Source organism: Paenibacillus sp. GM2, from assembly GCF_900069005.2.
Lineage (GTDB): Bacteria > Bacillota > Bacilli > Paenibacillales > Paenibacillaceae > Fontibacillus.
The window spans coordinates 2591102-2609037 of record NZ_LN831279.1 but is presented as its reverse complement, the minus strand read 5'-3'; the positions used below and the strand labels follow the sequence as shown (position 1 = coordinate 2609037).

The window sequence follows — 17936 nt, the reverse complement described above, 5'->3', positions numbered from 1 at the left end:
CAATAATTCAGAAAAACTAATAATAGTAGGAAAGATCTATATCCTTTTACCTTATCCGTGGATTTCATACAGTTACCTGCCTTGTAGAATTATAGGTTATAATGTAATATAATAGGCAAATATACATAGTTATAAAGTCCTATCGATGCGAGGTGCGGCATGAGAGACAAGGCTACAGAACGGTGGGGAACCTATGAAGCTTTCCATGTTCCTCTGGGCGATAAAAGAATCGCTGATATCGTGATAACCAATCATGCCAAGGTTAGGTACGAGGATCGTATTAAAGATGCCAAGGCCCGGTATGAAGATATCGCTCTTTGGCTGTGGGAACGCCTGAAGCAAGGGCGGATAACCCCTTATTATAGAAAAGAAGAAGATGTATATCTTGTGGATGATGACATCGTTATGGTCGCTGAATTCAGTGAGTTAACCGGAGAATTCGATCTAGCGGGTCGACCGCTGCATCGTATGATTGTCGTGACCTTTCTTGGCTTGATGTCGGAGACGATTGAGCTTCGTGATTTGAAATCGTATTATTCCTGGCTTCGCCATTCGCGGCGTATGACCTTGATGAAAAATAGCCGTAAGCGGAAATAAGGCTTTGTGACACAGGAGACGGTCAGCTGTATGCGCTAGTGGAACAAATTTGTTAGGAGCCATCCTTCGGCCGTTAACCTGCTGGAGGGACGGCCCCTTTTTTTGTAATGAGCGCCATGCTATTGTAAGAAAAGGGGGGAGATCGCGGTGGCTTTAAATTTTCATCAATTACATATTTTTTATACCGTCGCCGAACGGGGGAGCTTCTCGGCGGCTGCCCAGGCATTGCATATGACACAGCCTGCGGTAACGATGCAGATTCAATCGCTGGAGGATTACTTCGGCAGCAAGCTGCTGGTGCGCTCCACGAAAAGAGTTGAGCTTACGGAGGCAGGTCAGACGCTGTATCCTTATGCGAAGCGAAGCATCGAGCTGATGCGGGATGCCGAGAAGGCGATGTCGCGGCTTAACTTTATGTTGGAGGGCAGGCTGCAGCTGGGAGCCAGTCTGACGATCGGGGAATATGTACTTCCGAGGCTGCTAGGTCCTTTTGCCAGCCAGTATCCTCATATTTCGATTGCACTCAAAGTCATGAATACGACGCAAATCATCGATGAGATCGTCGGTCATCAATTGAATTTTGGATTAGTAGAAGCGCCGATTCAGCATCCGGATCTAAGCTTTGAGCCTGTGATGGAAGATGAGCTGAAGCTGATCGTGCCGGCCGGGCATCCCTTGGCCGGGCGGGAGCGGGTGGCGCTCCAGGAAGTGGTCAGCTATCCCTTCGTATTAAGGGAGAAGGGCTCGGGAACACGGCAGGTGATGGAGTCGGAACTGACGTATAGAGGCTTTGAACCAGAGCGGATCGAATCCGTGATGGAGCTGGGAAGCACAGGGGCGGTGAAGTCTGCGGTGGAAGCAGGGATTGGCATTACGATCATCTCCCCTTCCTCAGTGAAGCATGAACAAGCGCTGGGGCTGCTGAAAGTAGTCGATATCGAAGATGCGGAGTTTAAACGGCAATTCTACTCGGTTCATTTGAAGTCGGCTTTGCTGCCGGTTCCGGCGGTTACTTTTCTCACTTTTTTGAGAGAATACGGACAGTTGCTGTAGAGGTTAGTTATGGACATATTGATAGATTGACATATTGATTGTCATAGCCGGGGTTATCGAACTCTAACGGAAACCTGGTGCGCTATTGGCTGCCTACTATGTCTGATTCGCCGTATTTTTAGGATATAAGGTCGCTCATTTCCCTTAGAGTTTCCGGAATCTTTATTTTCTCTATTTAACGTCCTCTATTTCCGTTAGAATGTGTCACAGTTCTGTAGCATAGCTAAGCGGATGGTTGATCTGCCGTTAGAGCAACTAAAAATCTATTATAAAGGGCAATTCGCTTCCAGCACATGTTCTATGACGCAGATGAATGGAGCAGGGCGGGGTGAAGCGGATATCAAATATATGTGCGAGGATGTGCAGGCGTAATGAAGGAGACTCGTGAATCTCGATATGATTTACATACTCATAGCCGGGCTTCGGACGGGATGAACACACCGGAGGAGAATGTCCGATTGGCGAAGGAGAAAGGACTGGCTGGTCTTGCGGTAACCGACCATGATACCGTGGCCGGAATCGCTTCCGCCATGGCCGAAGGGGAGCGCATAGGCGTAGATGTCATACCCGGGGTTGAGATCAGCACTCAGGCAGGCGGCAAGGATATTCATGTGCTCGGTTATGCGCTAAATATTGAGGACTCCGCTCTGCTGGAGCGGTTGGCCGGACTGCGTGCAACACGTGATGCCCGCAATGAGCAGATTATCCGCAATCTTCAAGCCTTAGGCTTGTCGATCACGCTGCAAGAGGTTATCGACGGTCTAGGTCGCAGCCTGCGACCGGATGAGAGCTTGGGACGCCCACATATTGCAGATGCGCTGGTGCGCAAAGCTTATGTTCGCGATATGCGTGAGGCCTTTGATCGCTATTTGGCAGAAGGGAAGCCTGGCTATGCCGCACAACCAAGAATATCGCCACAGCAGGCGATGGAGTGGATTCGCGAAGCAGGCGGCGCTCCGGTGATCGCCCATCCTGGCTTGTACGGGGATGACGAGTTAGTCCGTACGATTATCGAGGCGGGCCAGCCTGCCGGAGTCGAGGTATATCACTCGGACCATGGGCCCGCGGAAGAACAACGATATTTAGCGATCGCCAATGAATATCATCTGATAGCAACCGGGGGCTCGGATTATCATGGCGTCAGACAGGGCGTTGTATTTCATGGCGACCTTGGCAGTTGCTATGTTACAGGAGAGACCGTGGAACGAATCAGGCAAGCTACCCAACAATTGAGAGGGTAAATGCCAGCGATATCTGATATAGTAGAAATGACAGAATCGTATGCTGGAGCCTCGCGTCGTGATTTGCTGCTGCCATCTCTGCGTCTAACGAAACTACAGAGCGTTATTTCCGCAAAAACAGCGGCAAATGAAAATTAACGAAACACCCTATCGCTATTCTGGGGAATTCCCCACGTAAAGCCCCTATTTTGCTTCAATAACGATACTATGTTTCGTTAGAATTTTTGTCAGCCCAATTGGGCTCCAATAGCGATACCGTGTTTCGTTAGGGGAAGGCCTGGCTAAGTTTATGCCATTTCTGCGTCTAACGAAACTACAGAGCGTTATTTCGGCAAAAACAGCGGCAAATGAAATCTAACGAAACACCCTATCGCTATTCTGGGGAATTCCCCACGTAAAGCCCCTAATTTACTCCAATAACGATACCCTGTTTCGTTAGAATTTTAGTCAGCCCAATTGGGCTCAAATAGCGATACCGTGTTTCGTTAGGGGAAGGCCTGGCTAAGTTTATGCCATTTCTGCGTCTAACGAAACTACAGAGCGTTATTTCGGCAAAAACAGCGGCAAACGAAATCTAACGAAACACCCTATCGCTATTCTGGGGAATTCCCCACGTAAAGTCCCTAATTTGCTCCAATAACGATACCCTGTTTCGTTAGAATTTTTGTCAGCCCAATTGGGCTCAAATAGCGATACCGTGTTTCGTTAGAGGAAGGCCTGGCTAAGTTTATGCCATTTCTGCGTCTAACGAAACTACAGAGCGTTATTTCGGCAAAAACAGCGGCAAACGAAATCTAACGAAACACCATATCGCTATTCTGGGGAATTCCCCACGTAAAGTCCCTAATTTGCTTCAATAACGATACCCTGTTTCGTTAGAATTTTTGTCAGCCCAATTGGGCTTCAATAGCGATACCGTGTTTCGTTAGGGGAAGGCCTGGCTAAGTTTATGCCATCTCTGCGTCTAACGAAACTACAGAGCGTTATTTCGGCAAAAACAGCGGCAAATGAAATCTAACGAAACACCATATCGCTATTCTGGGGAATTCCCCACGTAAAGCCCCTAATTTGCTCCAATAACGATACCCTGTTTCGTTAGAATTTTAGTCAGCCCAATTGGGCTCCAATAGCGATACCGTGTTTCGTTAGGGGAAGGCCCGGTCGACTAAATTCAAGCTTTGACGTCGAAGATGCTTCATAAGTTACCTCGGGATCAAAACGACTTTTTAAACTGCCTGTTTCGATGGATGTTCATAAAGTCCGGTTTCCAGCACCAAAGCGTGTGCCTCCGGTGTGCGTTTTTACCAAACAATGCAGTCGAATGAAGCCAGGGCGTGAGAAGCGGGGCTGCACTCGGAGAATACAACTTCGGAAGTCTATGCTTATAGTGAGTGCGTGAACACATAAGCACCTGAGCACTTGAGCACCTAAACCTAAGCACCTAAGCACCTGAGAGGCCACCGTAGATAACATTACCCGTAAGCATCTGCTTGACCCGGGTGAGTTCAAAATTTGATGTACGAAGTCATTTCTCGATTGACTTCGTGTCAGCTATAGAATTTATACGTGAATCAGCTAGGACTGATGAAATCTATATCGCAAGAATTGAATCACAGTCGCTCATTCATGCATTGACCTCGATGGATTTTTTTTATCCAAAGCGGACTTTTCGAATTCTCTCTTATAAAGGATGGCTGTAGAATGACATATAAAATGATAGTACTAGATTTGGATGATACTTTACTTCGCGATGATGGCACGATCTCGCCCCGCAACAAGCAAGCGCTAATGGCTGCGCAGAAGGCTGGCGTAAAGGTTGTGCTGGCATCAGGGAGACCTACGTATGCAATGAAGGCCCTGGCCGATGAATTGGAGCTGGAGCGGTTCGGAAGCTATATTCTATCGTTCAACGGGGCGAAGATTATTAATTGGAAGACGCGAGAGGAGCCGTTCAGCAGCACGTTGACTCCGGAGACAGCTCACGCTCTTTATGAGTTGAGTATGGAGGAGGGCGTATCGGCGCTAACATATGTTGGCGATGACATTGTGACGGAGCAGGCGAATGAGTATACCCATATTGAAGCGCAAATTACCGGAATGAAGATCGTCGAAGTGCCAAGCTTCATCGAAGCCGTTCAGGTCCCTGTTGTGAAGGTGCTGATGGTCGAAAACCCGGACAAGCTTGTACGGGTTGAAGAGAAGCTGAAAGCCAAGCTGACCGGAAAATTGAACGTGATGCGTTCGAAGCCATTTTTCCTTGAGTTCACGGAGAATGGTGTCAATAAAGGTACCAGCCTGAATCATTTGATTAACCAGCTCGGAATCGAGCGCTCGGAGGTTATCGCCATGGGCGACGGATATAACGATGTAGCGATGCTTGAGTTTGCCGGTCTGGGCGTTGCCATGGGCAATGCGCCGGAGGAGATCAAACAGCTGGCCGACTATGTTGCAGACACGAATATGAATGATGGCGTGGCTCAGGTTGTGGAATCATTTATTCTAAATGACCTGATTCCAGCGACATAACACAGGACAGCATATGCAAATGCTCCCCGGTTTATGGGGAGCATTCATTTTAGGGAAATATAGAAGGTACCCTGCACCAGAGGAAGAAAGCGAGGAAGCAGCATGTCGAAGTCGATTGTGGAAAAGCTGAATTTGCACAAGTACGAACGGGTTGCGGTATTAAATCAACCGGAAGGCACGGATTATCTGCAGGCGTTAAGCGGCTATGATACGGTGCTGGGGGACCCGGCGTATGATCTTATATTCACGTTCGTATTGGATATGAAATCACTGCAGGAACTGGTTGACCAGGTTATTAAGCATCGGAATCTCAGCAGCGGGGGGTATCTCTTTGCCGCTTATCCCAAGAAAGGAAACAAGGTCTATCCGACATACATTCATCGCGATGATCTGTTCCCGGGTCTTGGCAGTGATGAGGAGGGTTATATCGGGACAAGCACGATTAAATTCGCCCGGATGGTCGGCCTGGATGATGTCTTTACCGTCGTCGGATTCAAAGAGGATGCTAAAGGCAAAAACAAGAGCAAGGGAAGCCCATCCGCAAAATCAAGTCAGCGAGTGGACGATTACATCGGTTTCATCCCGAACGTGGAACAGGACTTGGAGGACACCCCGGAGCTGCTAAGCTTCTATCGCTCGCTAACCCCGGGATATCATAAAGATTGGGCACGTTATGTCTACAGTGCGAAGCAGGAGGAGACGGTGGCGAAGCGCCGCGAGGAGATGAAGATGATCCTTCGGGCGGGTTACAAGACCCGCGAGCTATACCGCCAGGCCCAAGCCCAATCTTGAGTTTGTTATAAACCTGCTGTCTGGGTTGTATAGATTAACGAAACGAACTGCCCCATCTGCCCTATCTGCTTTAAGCGCAAAGTGCTTGGCACCGTTCCTTGGGGAAACAGCGGAATTCCTTCCCCGAGGATTTTGGGAGTAAGGGTGATATGGAGCTCATCCAGTAAACCGGCTTCCAGGAAGGCGGCTGCAAGCTGTCCGCCACCAACAAGCCAGACATTGCCTTCCGAATCGGCTTTTAAGCGCGGGATCAGCGTATCCAGGGCCTCATTCGTAAATGTTGCATGTGGGGCCGGAGGTTGCTCTGTCCGGGACAAGATATAACATGGTTTATCTGCGTAAGGGAATTCATCGGCCAACTTGAGCACTTCGTCATACGTAAGCCGCCCCATCACTACCGTGCCCACTGTATGGTAAAATTTGCTATACCCGTTATCACCTCCGTCCCCTTCTACATCAAACAGCCAATCAACGCTACCGTCATTTCTGGCAATGTAACCGTCCAAGCTTATTGCAAGGTATAACACGACTTTATTGTTATTCATTTGCTATCGCTCCTTTCTATGGACTATGTTATATTATAATTATGACAAAACTTGACGTAATTAGGTGAGGCGATTGAATCAACGCAGACTGATGATTATGCGTCTGTTGGACGCCAGAAAGAAATTTACAGCTCGTGAACTGGCTGAACGATTTGACGTATCGGTCCGTACCATTCAGCGGGATCTCGATTATTTACAGCAGCTGGGCTTCCCTTTATATACTGAGGTGGGTGCCAACGGCGGCTACCGGGTTCTGCCAAATCGGATTTTGCCTCCTTTGCAGCTTACTGAGCATGAGGCGTTTGGCCTGTTCATGATGATGGAGTACTTGCAGCAGGTGCCTGACTTTCCTTACGGTTCCATACGCGATCAGCTGTCTGATCACTATTTCTCCAGCTTGCCAAGCGATGTCCAGGATCGGATCAGCGAAATGAGCCAACATATTGCATTTTTACAAAATCACGCTGAGCAGCCGGAAGCGCTGACAACACAGATCATCCATGCTGCCATGGAGAAAAAACAGATCGCATTCACTTACGCATCACGCAGCGGGCTGAAGGAAGTGGAAGCTTATCCGATTGGCATTTATTATGAGCATGGTTACTGGTATATGCCGGCCCAAAAGCGTGAGCGGGTGCTGTTATACCGGCTCGATCGAATGCAGAAATTATCAATCCTCCAGGATACGGGTACTTCCGTACCTACACTGAAGGAATGGCTAGTCTCAACAGATAATAGGGAGAAGACAGAAGTGACGGTGCGCTTTACCGATTTCGGGGCAAGGCTGGCCCAGTCAGATCTGGTCTTCAAGCTGGTGAAGGATCATGAGTGGAGAGGATGGGTCCCACCGGAGGAATTTCCGTTTATGGCCCGCAGGCTGCTCGCTTACGGGCCTGAGGCGGAGGTTGTGCAGCCGAAACCATTGCGGGAGTTTGTGAGGGAATTGCTGGAGAGCAGTTTGGCCCCATATCGGCAGGATTTCTGAAGCTCTGAATGACCTGCCGACACAAAAAAACCGTCCGGCGTTCGACGCCGGGCGGTTCTGTTTATTATTTCGTGTAATTATCGAAATAGCCCTGAATATAGATGACAGGCGTACCTTTGTCGCCGCTGCCTGAGGTCAGGTCGGACAGGGAACCGATCAGGTCGGTAAGCTTTCTTGGCGTAGTGCCCTGCGATTCCATAGCGCCAACAAGATCGGATTCTTTATTGTTAATGTACTCGGCGATCGCTTGCTGCAGTTCTTCCCCTCTCAGATGAGAGAAGTTATTATCAGCCAGGTACTTCAATTTTACTTCGTTGGGCGTACCGTCCAGACCTGCCGTGTAAGCCGGGGATACAACCGGATCGGCCAGTTCCCAGATCTTGCCCACAGGATCTTTAAACGCACCGTCTCCGTAAACCATAACTTCTACCTGTTTCCCGGTCTTGTCTTTGAGTACGGATTGAATCTTATCCACAATCGGCTGACAATTGCGCGGGAACAACTTCACGCTGCTCTCGGTGGATTTATTGGAGCCAAGCAAGCCGTAAGACTCATTAAATCCGCTGCCGTCCACAGATTCAGCCAGGATATTGTCCAGGCTGAAGACTTTGTCTGCACCATTTGCTTTTAAGATCCGCTTTGTTCTGAATCTGGTGTGAATGTCGCAGGTCAAGACGCTCTTGGTGTAATTCAGAATCGTCTTCGGGTTGTTGGAGAAGATGACCTCGCATTCAACGCCGTATTCTTCAACCAGCGATTTATAATAGTCGATGTAATCCACACCGGTAAAAGTATGCTTATTATATCCGAAATGCTCGCGGAATTGCTGTTCGGTCAGCACATCCGTCCATGGATTGACGCCTTTTTCATCGAGCAGGTCCAGATCGACCAGATGATTTCCGACTTCGTCAGACGGGTAGCTAAGCATTAGTACGACTTTTTTGGCGCCTTTAGCGATGCCTCGCAGACAGATGGCAAAGCGGTTACGGCTGAGAATGGGGAAGATAACTCCGATCGTGTCATCGCCGAATTTAGCATTAACATCCTTTGCGATATGATCGATGGTTGCGTAATTGCCCTGGGCACGCGCTACGATCGATTCAGTGATCGTCACGATGTCTTTATCACCAATTTCAAAGCCTTCGATTTCGGAAGCCCTCAGTACGCTGTCCACGACGATTGTCTCAATGCTGTCTCCCTGATTGATAATCGGGCAGCGCAGGCCTCTGACTACAGTTCCAACTACTCTTTCCAATAGTATCGCTCCTCGTAAGCTATATTAGAAGTATTTCAAAAAGTCCCCTGTGGGTGAGACGCCGATCGATATCATCCAAGGATAAGCGACCGCGATCCCAAGGCTGGTTTTCTTGCGAATATAGAATTTCATCAGCGCAGCAAGATCTCCAATTAATCCTATATCTAACAATCCGCTCCCCATCCCTTAGTTTCATTACAAACTGAAGCGTTTGGCAAAACGCACATCGAGGCATACGCCTCTAGTGCTGAAAACCGGACTTTTTGACTTGCACTATAAGTTGAACCTATATTCAGCTCATATAGTGTGTCCTCGAGATGTAGAGGTTGTTCAAAAATTCGCAATCTTTTTGAACCTACCCTTGTAATATACAATGCAATAGTGATATAAGTAAAATTAATATATCGAATGTCCGGTATAAGGGGTGATTATATGTCGAGCAAGCTGGATTTATACAAAATATTTTGCAAAGTCGGCAAAAGCGAAAGCTTCTCAAAAGCAGCCAGAGATTTGTATATGACACAGCCGGCGGTTAGCCAGGCGATTATGCAATTGGAGAGCGAGCTGCGCATCCGCTTGTTTAATAGAACGCCCAAAGGAGTGTCCTTGACTGACGAAGGCAGTCTGCTATTTGAATATGTGAACTCAGCGCTCAAATTGATTCAGGCTGGGGAGGAGAAAATCCAGGATTTCAAAAATTTAACGATGGGCGAATTAAAGGTCGGCGTTGGAGACACGATCTCGCGTTATTTTCTGCTGCCGAAGCTGGAGATTTTTCATAATCAATATCCCAATATTAAATTCAAAATTGTAAACGGGACGACCCAGGAGCTATGCACGATCCTAAAATCCGGCGAGGTGGATATTGCGGTCTGCAACTTTCCGCTTGCGGATTCAACGCTGGAGCTTCGGCCTTGCTTCAACATCCAGGACATATTTGTAGGTGGGGAGAAGTATCGGCAGCTTCTGTCCGCTCCGGTGAGCCTGGAGGAGGTTGTGAAACAACCGTTGATATTGCTTGAGAAGAATTCCAATTCCAGACGATATGTGGAGGAGCACATCCGGTCTAGGGGAATTCAGATTGCCCCGGAGTTTGAGCTTGGTTCGCATGATCTACTGCTTGAATTCGCCAGGATCAACCTTGGAATCGCCTGTGTGACGAAGGAATTCTCCCAAGAGTACTTGAAGAAGGGAGTCCTGTATGAGCTGCCGTTAAGCGAAGGGATTCCGCGTAGAAGCATCGGGGTATGTTCTTTGAAAGGCGTGCCTTTATCGATCGCTGCCCAGAAATTCGTAGAGATTATTGAGGATCAGCAGCTATGATATCGGAACGGATCAGAACTGCTCGGAACCGTGCGCGGGGAAAAGTTGTTGACACTGAGCCCAGTATGTATATAATATTTTGTAAAGGTCAGCTTTGGCCTTTATTATTTCACTAATTATTTAAGAACATTAATTAATTACATTGAATAAATTGAAAGGAGTGACAGGATGAAGTCGTTTTTGCCCAATGACATTAAGGATGAGAACCGGAAGATCATTTTTGATATTGTGATGCAGAACCCGGAATTAGCCAAGGTAGAAATTACAGAAAAGACGGCGATGAGCTTTGTAACGGTGAGTAAAATTGTCAATTTTTTTGAAGAAATCGGCCTGTTGACTGCGACCGGAGAAAGTCGGGAAGGTTCTGGCGGCTTGGGGAGAAAAAGAACGGTATACCGTTTTAATGAGAATAGCTATGTAACCGTTGGCATCCAGATCATAGGCAGCAGAATTACTGCACTGCTTATCAATCTTTATAGCAAAGTTATCGATTCGTATTCCACCGAGACGGATATCCCATTTTATAGCGAGCAGTTCGTCTCGATTTTTGAAGACATTATTACGCGGATGAAGGAAGTAGCGAAGCGAACGAATAGCGTTGTTCTGGGTATCGGCATTGGGGTTGACGGCGCGATAAACACAAGGAAGAAGAAGATCCGGATGAGGATTCAGGACAATAAGGAGCAGGATTACAACTATGAGCCGATCATCGAAAATCTGATACATCGGGTGGATTTGCCGATTTTTCTGGAGAACGATGTAAACGCTTCTACCGTCGCTGAGTTCCGCAATCTGGAGAACGCCGGGCAACCGCTGGCCGATCTGGTTCATATCGCAGTCGGGGACGGGATTGGCGGCGGCTTGATTATTAATAAAGAGCTGCATAGAGGCTTCAACGCAAGCGCAGGCGAGCTGGAGTATATGTGCTTTGACCCCGAATACAGGAGATCGCCTTCCTCTGTCGGGTGGCTGGAGAGCAAGCTGGGGATTCAGCATTTGCTGAGCCATTATGACCTTGGCTCTGAAGCAGACATCGAAGCCTGTGCGGATTATGTAGCCAAGCATCTGGCTCTGACGATGGTGAATATCATCAGTGTGCTCGATATTGACCGGATCATTATCAGCGGCAAGACGGTAGCCTTGTTCCCGGATCGGATTCTGAAGAGGACAAGCTATTATGTAGAGCAACTCGCAGAGTGGACCCCAACCATCACTTACAGCGATTCGCAGCACTCGGCGGCTGTCGGCGCGGCGATATTATCGCTTCAGCATGAGATGATCAAAGTAATTTCCGGATAGGAAGTGGACATGATGATTAAAGTTTTTGCAACGGAAGAACAAGTGGCAGATGCGATTGCTGGTGAAATGAAAGAGCATCTGGCCAATGAGCATCCGGTGTTCTGCCTGGCGTCGGGCAGCACACCCCAGAAGAGCTATATGAAGTTTGCTGCCGATGCTGATATCCAAGCTAAAGTTCAGCAGCTCAACATGGTTAGCCTGGACGAGTGGGTTGGAATAAGCAGAGAATCCGAAGGCAGCTGCTATCAAATGCTGAATCAGGATTTATTCTCGCTTGTGCGGTTGGAGCCTCGGCAAATAGAATTTTTTGACGGGACGGCGCCGGATCTGGAGCAGGAATGTCAGAGAATAGATCGATTTATTGCTCAGCACCCTATTACATTCAGTCTGATGGGAATCGGGATGAATGGCCATATCGGCCTGAACGAGCCGGGTTGTCCGGTTCTGGATCATAGCAGTGTCGTAGAGCTGTCGGAGACGACCAGAACGGTGGCTCAGAAGTATTTTCGACAACCTACGGTATTGGAGAAAGGAATTACCTTGGGGCTAAATCAGGTAGCAGGAAGCAAGCGGGTGATTGTAGCGATTACCGGTGCACGCAAAGCCGGGATCGTGAGAGCCATTTTTACTGATCCGGAAGCGAAGCTGCCGGCCCAGGAACTGCTTGGTTACGAACATATCGATTTCTTCCTGGATTCGGAGGCAGCGAAATATATCAAACAGCGATAATAACTGAGGAGTTCAAATCATGAGTAACAGCGTTATTGGAGTAGATATTGGAGGAACAAACATACGGGTCGGGTTGGTAAATGAGCAGCTGGAGCTGGTTCGGAAAGAGACAGCATTAACAAGCCGGTTTCAGCATGCCGAAGAGATTTTCGAATATGTCCAGCGCATGATCGGGAAGGTGGATCACCACAAGGAGGCTGACAGCATAGGTATTGCCTTGCCTGTTCCCTGGAAGGAGCAAACGGAGATTATCTATGATGCGACCAATATTCCCTGCTTGGAAGGAATCAACGTCGAATTTATAAAACGCTTTTTTTCCGGTTATGAGGTTCATTTCGAGAATGATGTAAATGTTGTGACATTGCTTGAATCAGAGCGTGGCGCTTCCCAGGCATATGGACATTCCATCTATATTACAGTCAGCACAGGGATCGGCAGCGGAATTGTTCTCAACAACGAGGTGCTTCACGGCGCCCATGGCTATGCCGGCGAGATTGGAAGCATGGTCATATCCGATAACGGCAAGCGGCATTCGACCTTATATCCCGGAACGCTCGAAGCTTTGTGCAGCGGCAGGGCCCTGGAAGAGGAAAGCAAGAAATTGTACGGCAGCGAGGCTACGGCGCATTTATTATTCGATCGATATCAACAGCAGGACGAAAAGGCAGTCGGGGTGGTAAACACCTGGATTGAGTACTTCTCCAATGCGATTGCTTCATTAATGCAGACGATCGATCCGGATATTTTTGTGATTGGCGGAGCCGTCGTCTATAACAACCAATGGTTGATAGATAAAATTGTTGAAAGCGCTAAAACCAAGGTGTTTGAGCATTTAAGCGACAAAGTCAATGTAGTCCTGTCAAAGTTCGGCCCTGATGCCGGCGTGATTGGGGCAGGGTACATGGCCTTAAAAAACGATAAAGGAGCAAGAACATCATGAAGAAAATGAAAGTTGCTTTGATCGGAGCTGGAAGCGTCTCTTTTGCTCTAGGAGCACTGCAGGATATGGTGTTGTCCGAGCGCTTGAAGTCGCAAGTTGAGCTGGAAATCGCGCTTATGGATATCGAGGAGGAGAATGTGGCGAGAACCTATAAATATGCTACAGCTATGTTTACGGCCTTCTCTCATCCGGCGGAAATCTGGCAGACTACTCATCTGGAAGATGCGCTGACAGGTGCGGATTTCGTTATCGTGGCGATTGAGGTGAACCGTTATTTCTATTGGTCGCAGGACTTTCATATTCCGCGGCACTTTGGCAGCAAGCAAATTTATGGCGAGAACGGCGGCCCCGGGTCGATGTTCCATACTCTGCGCAACCTTGGCCCAATGCTGGAGATCGCCCGTACGATGGAACGGGTCTGCCCGAATGCCTGGTTTATTAACTATACGAACCCTGAAGCGAAATTGGTAGAAGCGATCTCGAAGCTGACCTCCATTAAGATCGTCGGACTATGCCATGGACTTGATATGGGGATTGAACAGCTGTCCCAATTCCTGGAGATGGATATTGCTGAAATCGGGATGGAAGGCGGCGGCTTAAACCACTTCGGCTTCTTCACCAAAATCTGGAACAAAAAGACAGGTGAGGATCTGTATCCGTTGTTCGATGAGAAGGAACAAAAGGCTAACCGTCTGGCGCAATTCGATCATGTCGCATTATCGAGAACGATGTATCGTACTTATGGCTACTACCCTTATCCAGGTACCAACCATTGCGGAGAGTATGTCTCCTATGCGGAGGATTTCTATGCTGGCCTGTCTTTGCAGTACCGTTATGATCCAATTCGCGAGAAGCTGTGGGAGAAGGATTCAAGAACGCCTGATTTTGTATATTGCGCCAGCGGCAATCATCTAGATCAAGGTTTGTTCTCGAAGGTTCAGACCCAGGAGTTGTGGGTGGAAGAGGCTTATATTTTCGATAAAGAGAAAGTGAACCGCAGTAATGAATATGCAATCCCGATCATTGAGGCGATCTTCTTCGATGATGAGATTGAGTTGAACGCGGTTAACTTGCCGAATCACGGTGCAATCAAGGGACTTCCTGATGATATGGTCGTTGAGACTCAGGCAATCGTGAATGGCAGTGGGATCAAGCTTAAGCCGATGACGGTTGAACTGCCAACAGCGATTATCGGAACGATTCATATTCAGGGCACGATCCATAAATTATTGCTCGAAGCTTATGTGGAGCAGTCCAAGACAAAGCTGCTGCAGGCGATTCTATTGGATCCGCAGGCTCCGACTTATTATCAGGCCTGTGCCATGATCGACGAGATGTGCGAGCTGCAACAAGATATTTTACCTATGCTGGAGTGGAAATAAAGGGGTTAAGTGTTGATATGGACAACAAGAAAATCATTAAACTACTGCAGGAGATGACGCTGGCCGAGAAGATCGGACAGCTCTCCCAGACAACGGGAGAACATTATGTTGGCAAAATCGACAGCGAAATGGTGGAGACCGGACCTGGCTTCCCGGATCATAGGCTTGAGGGGAATACGCTGTACACGATAGGAAGCATCATCGGGGTATCGAGCGCCAAGATCACAAATCTGATTCAAAGTGAATACTTGCAGAAATCACGGCTGAAGATCCCGCTCCTGTTCATGCATGATGCGATACACGGGTACAGAACGATTTTTCCGATCCCATTAGGGCTCTCTTGTACCTGGGATGTAAGGATTGTACAGCAGGCAGCAGCGGACACGGCAGCGGAATTGCGCGCTACAGGCATACATGTCAATTTCTCGCCTATGGTTGATCTGGTGCGCGACTCCAGATGGGGCAGAGTGATGGAGTCCTTCGGCGAGGACCCTCTGTTGTCGGGACAGCTTGGCCGGTCGATGATCCGTGGCTATCAAAAAGGCGAGGATGGCAGGATCGCTGACTCGGGAGTAGCGGCTTGTCTGAAGCATTTTGCTGCATATGGCGCTGGCATTGGCGGCAAGGACTACAACACGGTGGATATGTCCTGGAGAGAGTTCTACGCCTATTACGGCAAGCCATATGAGATAGCGCTGCAAGAGAAGCCCAGATTCGTGATGAGTTCCTTTAACACGTTTAACGGGGTTCCCGTAACTGCCAGCGAGCAGATGATGAAGGATATTCTAAGAGGTGCCTACCGATTTGAAGATATCGTTATATCCGATTGGGGGGCTGTAGCCGAGCTGCAGAATCACCGCGTGGCCGGCAATGGCAGGGAAGCTGCGGAATTAGCCTTGAAGGCAGGCATCGATATCGAAATGGTCTCGACCTTATACCTTGAGCATTATGAACAAATTCTGCAAGAAAATCCGCAGCTGCTTCAAGACATTGATGCGGCGGTACTGAAAATTATGCAGCTGAAAAATGAGCTCGGTTTATTTGAAAATCCATATGTGGACGAGGCTGCCGAGTATGAAGTCATTCTAAATCCAGGCTTTCAGGAGCATGCCAAACAAGCGGCCAAGAGAAGCTGCGTCTTGTTGAAAAATGAGCAAATGCTGCCTATACGCAAGGATTGCAACAAGATCATCATCGTGGGTCCTTTTGCCGGCAGCGATCAGCTGCTGGGCAACTGGCAGTGCAAAGGAAGCTTCGAGGACGTAGTTACCTTGTCGGAAGGGATGAAGCGGGTGGACAATTCATTCGCCCTGCATGTCTGCGAAACCCTGAAGGATTGTCCTCAAGATACGCTGGCGCAATGCGACTATATTATCATAGCAGTCGGAGAGGACTGGCAACAAAGCGGTGAGGGGCATAGCAGCGTGAACCTCGAGCTTGCGGCCGATCAACAGCAATTGATCCGTGACGTGAAGCAGACCAACAAACCGTATGCCTGCGTCTTTTTCTCGGGGCGGCCATTAGCGCTTCAGAGCATCATCAATGACATTCCTGCGCTCTTATGGTGCTGGTATCCAGGCACCCAGGCTGGCCATGCAATTGCGGAACTGATAACGGGTCAGGATACTCCGTCGGGGAAATTAACGATGTCGTTCCCGCGTCATTCGGCTCAGGCGCCGATTTATTACAATGAGTACAGCACCGGCCGTCCGGCCAATGAATCGAGCTACAGCAGCAGGTATCAGGATTGCGAGGCAGGGCCTTTATTCCCATTTGGGCACGGGCTGACCTATACCGATCCGCAATATTCTGATTTTCAAATTTCGAGCCATCATCTGGCAGCAGGTCAGGAATTGACCCTCTCTTTTCAGGTAAGCAATCCAAGTGGTTATGACTATTCTGAGATCGTTATTCTCTATATTGAAGATCTGGTCTCCAAGGCTGCTCGTCCTGTGCGCGAGATGAAGAAATATCAAGTTGTGGATGTATCTGCGTATCAGACCGTTGCCGTTCAGATGACACTTGCTCCGGAGGATCTTCAATACTTGGACGCTAGCTTACAGCCTTCGATTGAACCGGGGGAATTTCATATTTATATCAATGATCTTGAACGTCCCGTGTTCACAATAGAGTATCGATAAAATCTTCTGAATGACAAATGATAACGTGTTTCCAAAAGGATGACTAGGCTTGCTCAATTATTAAATTAAATTAATTAATTGTGTAAAATTTATCCATGACACAATTTTCAATATTTGAGAGGGAGCCTGGCACAATTTTGGGGTAACGCTTACATGATCGAAAAAAACTGTCAATGCTGTACCTGAAAAGAGAGAGGAGGTATACGGATGAAGTCCAAGTTTAAACATAAGTTTCTGTCGCAGTGGGAGCTTCAGGCGATGGTCTGGCCAAGCATTATCTTAATGATTGTATTCTCCTTCATCCCGATGTTCGGATTGATCATCGCGTTTCAGGACTATTCTCCGTTATCCGGTTTTACGGGCTCGGAATTTGTAGGTCTGGACAATTTCAAAGCTTTTTTGGGGGATAAAGATTTCTATAATGTGCTGACGAATACGCTGGCTATCAGCCTGATGAAATTGTTGATCGGTTTCCCGCTGGAGATCGTTCTGGCTATTTTAATCAATCAGATTCGATTAGGATTATTCAAGAAATTTACGCAGACGATATCTTATTTGCCGCACTTTTTGTCCTGGGTTATTCTTGGCGGCATGATTATCTCCTGGCTTGGTTCGACAGGGCTGGTGAACAGCTTCCTGCTGTCGATGCACCTCATATCTGAACCGCTCTCCTTCCTGTCCAATGCCGATGCCTATTGGTGGATCGCGACGCTGTCGGATATTTGGAAAGAGGTTGGCTGGGGAACGATTCTCTATCTTGCGGCCATCGCGGGGATTGACCCTTCGTTATATGAGGCAGCTAAGGTCGACGGGGCGAAAATCCTAAAGAGAATCTGGTATATCACACTTCCTGGCATCAAAAATATTATCGTCCTGATGTTTGTACTGCGCGTAGGCTCTGTGCTGGGTGCAAATCTGGAGCAGACTCTCGTCCTGCAAAATTCTTCGAATATGCTGCGCAGTGAAGTAATTGATTCCTATGTCTATCATTTGGGTCTGACACAAGGGGACTTCTCCTTCGCGACGGCGGTCGGGATCTTCTCATCGGTTGTCTCCGTCACACTGCTGATGATTGCTAATGTGCTGACCAAGAAGCTTAGCGACAGTTCAATTTTCTAGAAGGGAGGG

16 protein-coding genes are annotated in these 17936 nt (G+C 48.2%); 13 read left to right on the top strand and 3 right to left on the bottom strand.

Features of this window, described 5'->3' with window-relative positions; genetic code table 11:
* Positions 1 to 159 precede the first annotated feature (159 nt).
* From BN1360_RS21615 to BN1360_RS21590, 5 genes are all read left to right on the top strand, one after another.
* Positions 160 to 597 (top strand): hypothetical protein, encoded by a 438-nt coding sequence (locus tag BN1360_RS21615; protein ID WP_068781940.1) that lies wholly within the window; start codon positions 160 to 162, stop codon positions 595 to 597.
* A gap of 147 nt (positions 598 to 744) precedes the next feature.
* Entirely contained in the window at positions 745 to 1650 is a 906-nt protein-coding gene (locus BN1360_RS21610; protein ID WP_068781939.1) for a selenium metabolism-associated LysR family transcriptional regulator, read from the top strand.
* 371 nt (positions 1651 to 2021) lie between these two features.
* Complete coding sequence (locus BN1360_RS21605; RefSeq protein ID WP_068781938.1) at positions 2022 to 2891, top strand: PHP domain-containing protein; 870 nt, start codon at positions 2022 to 2024, stop codon at positions 2889 to 2891.
* A gap of 1701 nt (positions 2892 to 4592) precedes the next feature.
* Positions 4593 to 5417: a Cof-type HAD-IIB family hydrolase gene (locus BN1360_RS21595; RefSeq protein WP_068781937.1), complete on the top strand. Its 825-nt coding sequence runs from the start codon at positions 4593 to 4595 to the stop codon at positions 5415 to 5417.
* A 102-nt stretch (positions 5418 to 5519) separates the two neighbouring features.
* Positions 5520 to 6209, top strand: a complete 690-nt coding sequence (locus BN1360_RS21590; RefSeq protein ID WP_068781936.1) for a YdeI/OmpD-associated family protein — start codon at positions 5520 to 5522, stop codon at positions 6207 to 6209.
* Between the two features lie 5 nt (positions 6210 to 6214).
* Here the strand turns inward: BN1360_RS21590 and BN1360_RS21585 are convergent, their stop codons facing one another.
* Positions 6215 to 6754, bottom strand: a complete 540-nt coding sequence (locus BN1360_RS21585) for a dihydrofolate reductase family protein (RefSeq protein ID WP_068781935.1) — start codon at positions 6752 to 6754, stop codon at positions 6215 to 6217.
* 73 nt (positions 6755 to 6827) lie between these two features.
* Between BN1360_RS21585 and BN1360_RS21580 the strand changes: the two genes are divergently transcribed.
* Complete coding sequence (locus BN1360_RS21580; protein WP_068781934.1) at positions 6828 to 7739, top strand: helix-turn-helix transcriptional regulator; 912 nt, start codon at positions 6828 to 6830, stop codon at positions 7737 to 7739.
* 64 nt (positions 7740 to 7803) lie between these two features.
* Here BN1360_RS21580 and BN1360_RS21575 read toward each other — a convergent pair whose 3' ends face one another.
* Both BN1360_RS21575 and BN1360_RS21570 read right to left on the bottom strand, forming a co-directional pair.
* Entirely contained in the window at positions 7804 to 8994 is a 1191-nt protein-coding gene (locus BN1360_RS21575; protein WP_068781933.1) for a coenzyme F420-0:L-glutamate ligase, read from the bottom strand.
* A 24-nt stretch (positions 8995 to 9018) separates the two neighbouring features.
* Positions 9019 to 9177: a hypothetical protein gene (locus tag BN1360_RS21570; protein WP_229521071.1), complete on the bottom strand. Its 159-nt coding sequence runs from the start codon at positions 9175 to 9177 to the stop codon at positions 9019 to 9021.
* Positions 9178 to 9426: 249 nt separating this feature from the next.
* Here BN1360_RS21570 and BN1360_RS21565 point away from each other — a divergent pair, with 249 nt between their 5' ends.
* The 7 genes from BN1360_RS21565 to BN1360_RS21535 all read left to right on the top strand — a co-directional run bounded on the left by BN1360_RS21565 (position 9427) and on the right by BN1360_RS21535 (position 17927).
* Entirely contained in the window at positions 9427 to 10317 is an 891-nt protein-coding gene (locus BN1360_RS21565) for a LysR family transcriptional regulator (protein ID WP_068781932.1), read from the top strand.
* Positions 10318 to 10485: 168 nt separating this feature from the next.
* Positions 10486 to 11616, top strand: a complete 1131-nt coding sequence (locus BN1360_RS21560) for an ROK family protein (protein WP_068781931.1) — start codon at positions 10486 to 10488, stop codon at positions 11614 to 11616.
* A 9-nt stretch (positions 11617 to 11625) separates the two neighbouring features.
* Positions 11626 to 12345 (top strand): 6-phosphogluconolactonase, encoded by a 720-nt coding sequence (locus BN1360_RS21555; RefSeq protein ID WP_229521070.1) that lies wholly within the window; start codon positions 11626 to 11628, stop codon positions 12343 to 12345.
* A gap of 19 nt (positions 12346 to 12364) precedes the next feature.
* On the top strand, positions 12365 to 13285 hold the full coding sequence (locus BN1360_RS21550; RefSeq protein WP_068781929.1) for an ROK family protein: 921 nt from the start codon (positions 12365 to 12367) through the stop codon (positions 13283 to 13285).
* Positions 13282 to 14667, top strand: coding sequence for a family 4 glycosyl hydrolase (locus BN1360_RS21545; protein ID WP_068781928.1), 1386 nt, complete (start codon positions 13282 to 13284; stop codon positions 14665 to 14667). The genes BN1360_RS21550 and BN1360_RS21545 overlap by 4 nt, the downstream gene beginning before the upstream one ends.
* Before the next feature lie 17 nt (positions 14668 to 14684).
* Positions 14685 to 16808: a glycoside hydrolase family 3 N-terminal domain-containing protein gene (locus BN1360_RS21540; protein WP_068781927.1), complete on the top strand. Its 2124-nt coding sequence runs from the start codon at positions 14685 to 14687 to the stop codon at positions 16806 to 16808.
* Between the two features lie 207 nt (positions 16809 to 17015).
* Positions 17016 to 17927, top strand: a complete 912-nt coding sequence (locus BN1360_RS21535) for an ABC transporter permease (RefSeq protein WP_068781926.1) — start codon at positions 17016 to 17018, stop codon at positions 17925 to 17927.
* Positions 17928 to 17936 lie beyond the last annotated feature (9 nt).

Excerpts from the sequence above, each read along its gene's own strand:
- BN1360_RS21570 (WP_229521071.1), bottom strand. The coding sequence starts at position 9,177 with ATGGGGAGCGGATTGTTAGATATAGGATTAATTGGAGATCTTGCTGCG.
- BN1360_RS21590 (WP_068781936.1), top strand. The coding sequence starts at position 5,520 with ATGTCGAAGTCGATTGTGGAAAAGCTGAATTTGCACAAGTACGAACGG.
- BN1360_RS21560 (WP_068781931.1), top strand. The coding sequence starts at position 10,486 with ATGAAGTCGTTTTTGCCCAATGACATTAAGGATGAGAACCGGAAGATC.
- BN1360_RS21585 (WP_068781935.1), bottom strand. The coding sequence starts at position 6,754 with ATGAATAACAATAAAGTCGTGTTATACCTTGCAATAAGCTTGGACGGT.
- BN1360_RS21540 (WP_068781927.1), top strand. The coding sequence starts at position 14,685 with ATGGACAACAAGAAAATCATTAAACTACTGCAGGAGATGACGCTGGCC.
- BN1360_RS21545 (WP_068781928.1), top strand. The coding sequence starts at position 13,282 with ATGAAGAAAATGAAAGTTGCTTTGATCGGAGCTGGAAGCGTCTCTTTT.
- BN1360_RS21550 (WP_068781929.1), top strand. The coding sequence starts at position 12,365 with ATGAGTAACAGCGTTATTGGAGTAGATATTGGAGGAACAAACATACGG.
- BN1360_RS21555 (WP_229521070.1), top strand. The coding sequence starts at position 11,626 with ATGATGATTAAAGTTTTTGCAACGGAAGAACAAGTGGCAGATGCGATT.
- BN1360_RS21565 (WP_068781932.1), top strand. The coding sequence starts at position 9,427 with ATGTCGAGCAAGCTGGATTTATACAAAATATTTTGCAAAGTCGGCAAA.
- BN1360_RS21605 (WP_068781938.1), top strand. The coding sequence starts at position 2,022 with ATGAAGGAGACTCGTGAATCTCGATATGATTTACATACTCATAGCCGG.
- BN1360_RS21615 (WP_068781940.1), top strand. The coding sequence starts at position 160 with ATGAGAGACAAGGCTACAGAACGGTGGGGAACCTATGAAGCTTTCCAT.
- BN1360_RS21595 (WP_068781937.1), top strand. The coding sequence starts at position 4,593 with ATGACATATAAAATGATAGTACTAGATTTGGATGATACTTTACTTCGC.
- BN1360_RS21535 (WP_068781926.1), top strand. The coding sequence starts at position 17,016 with ATGAAGTCCAAGTTTAAACATAAGTTTCTGTCGCAGTGGGAGCTTCAG.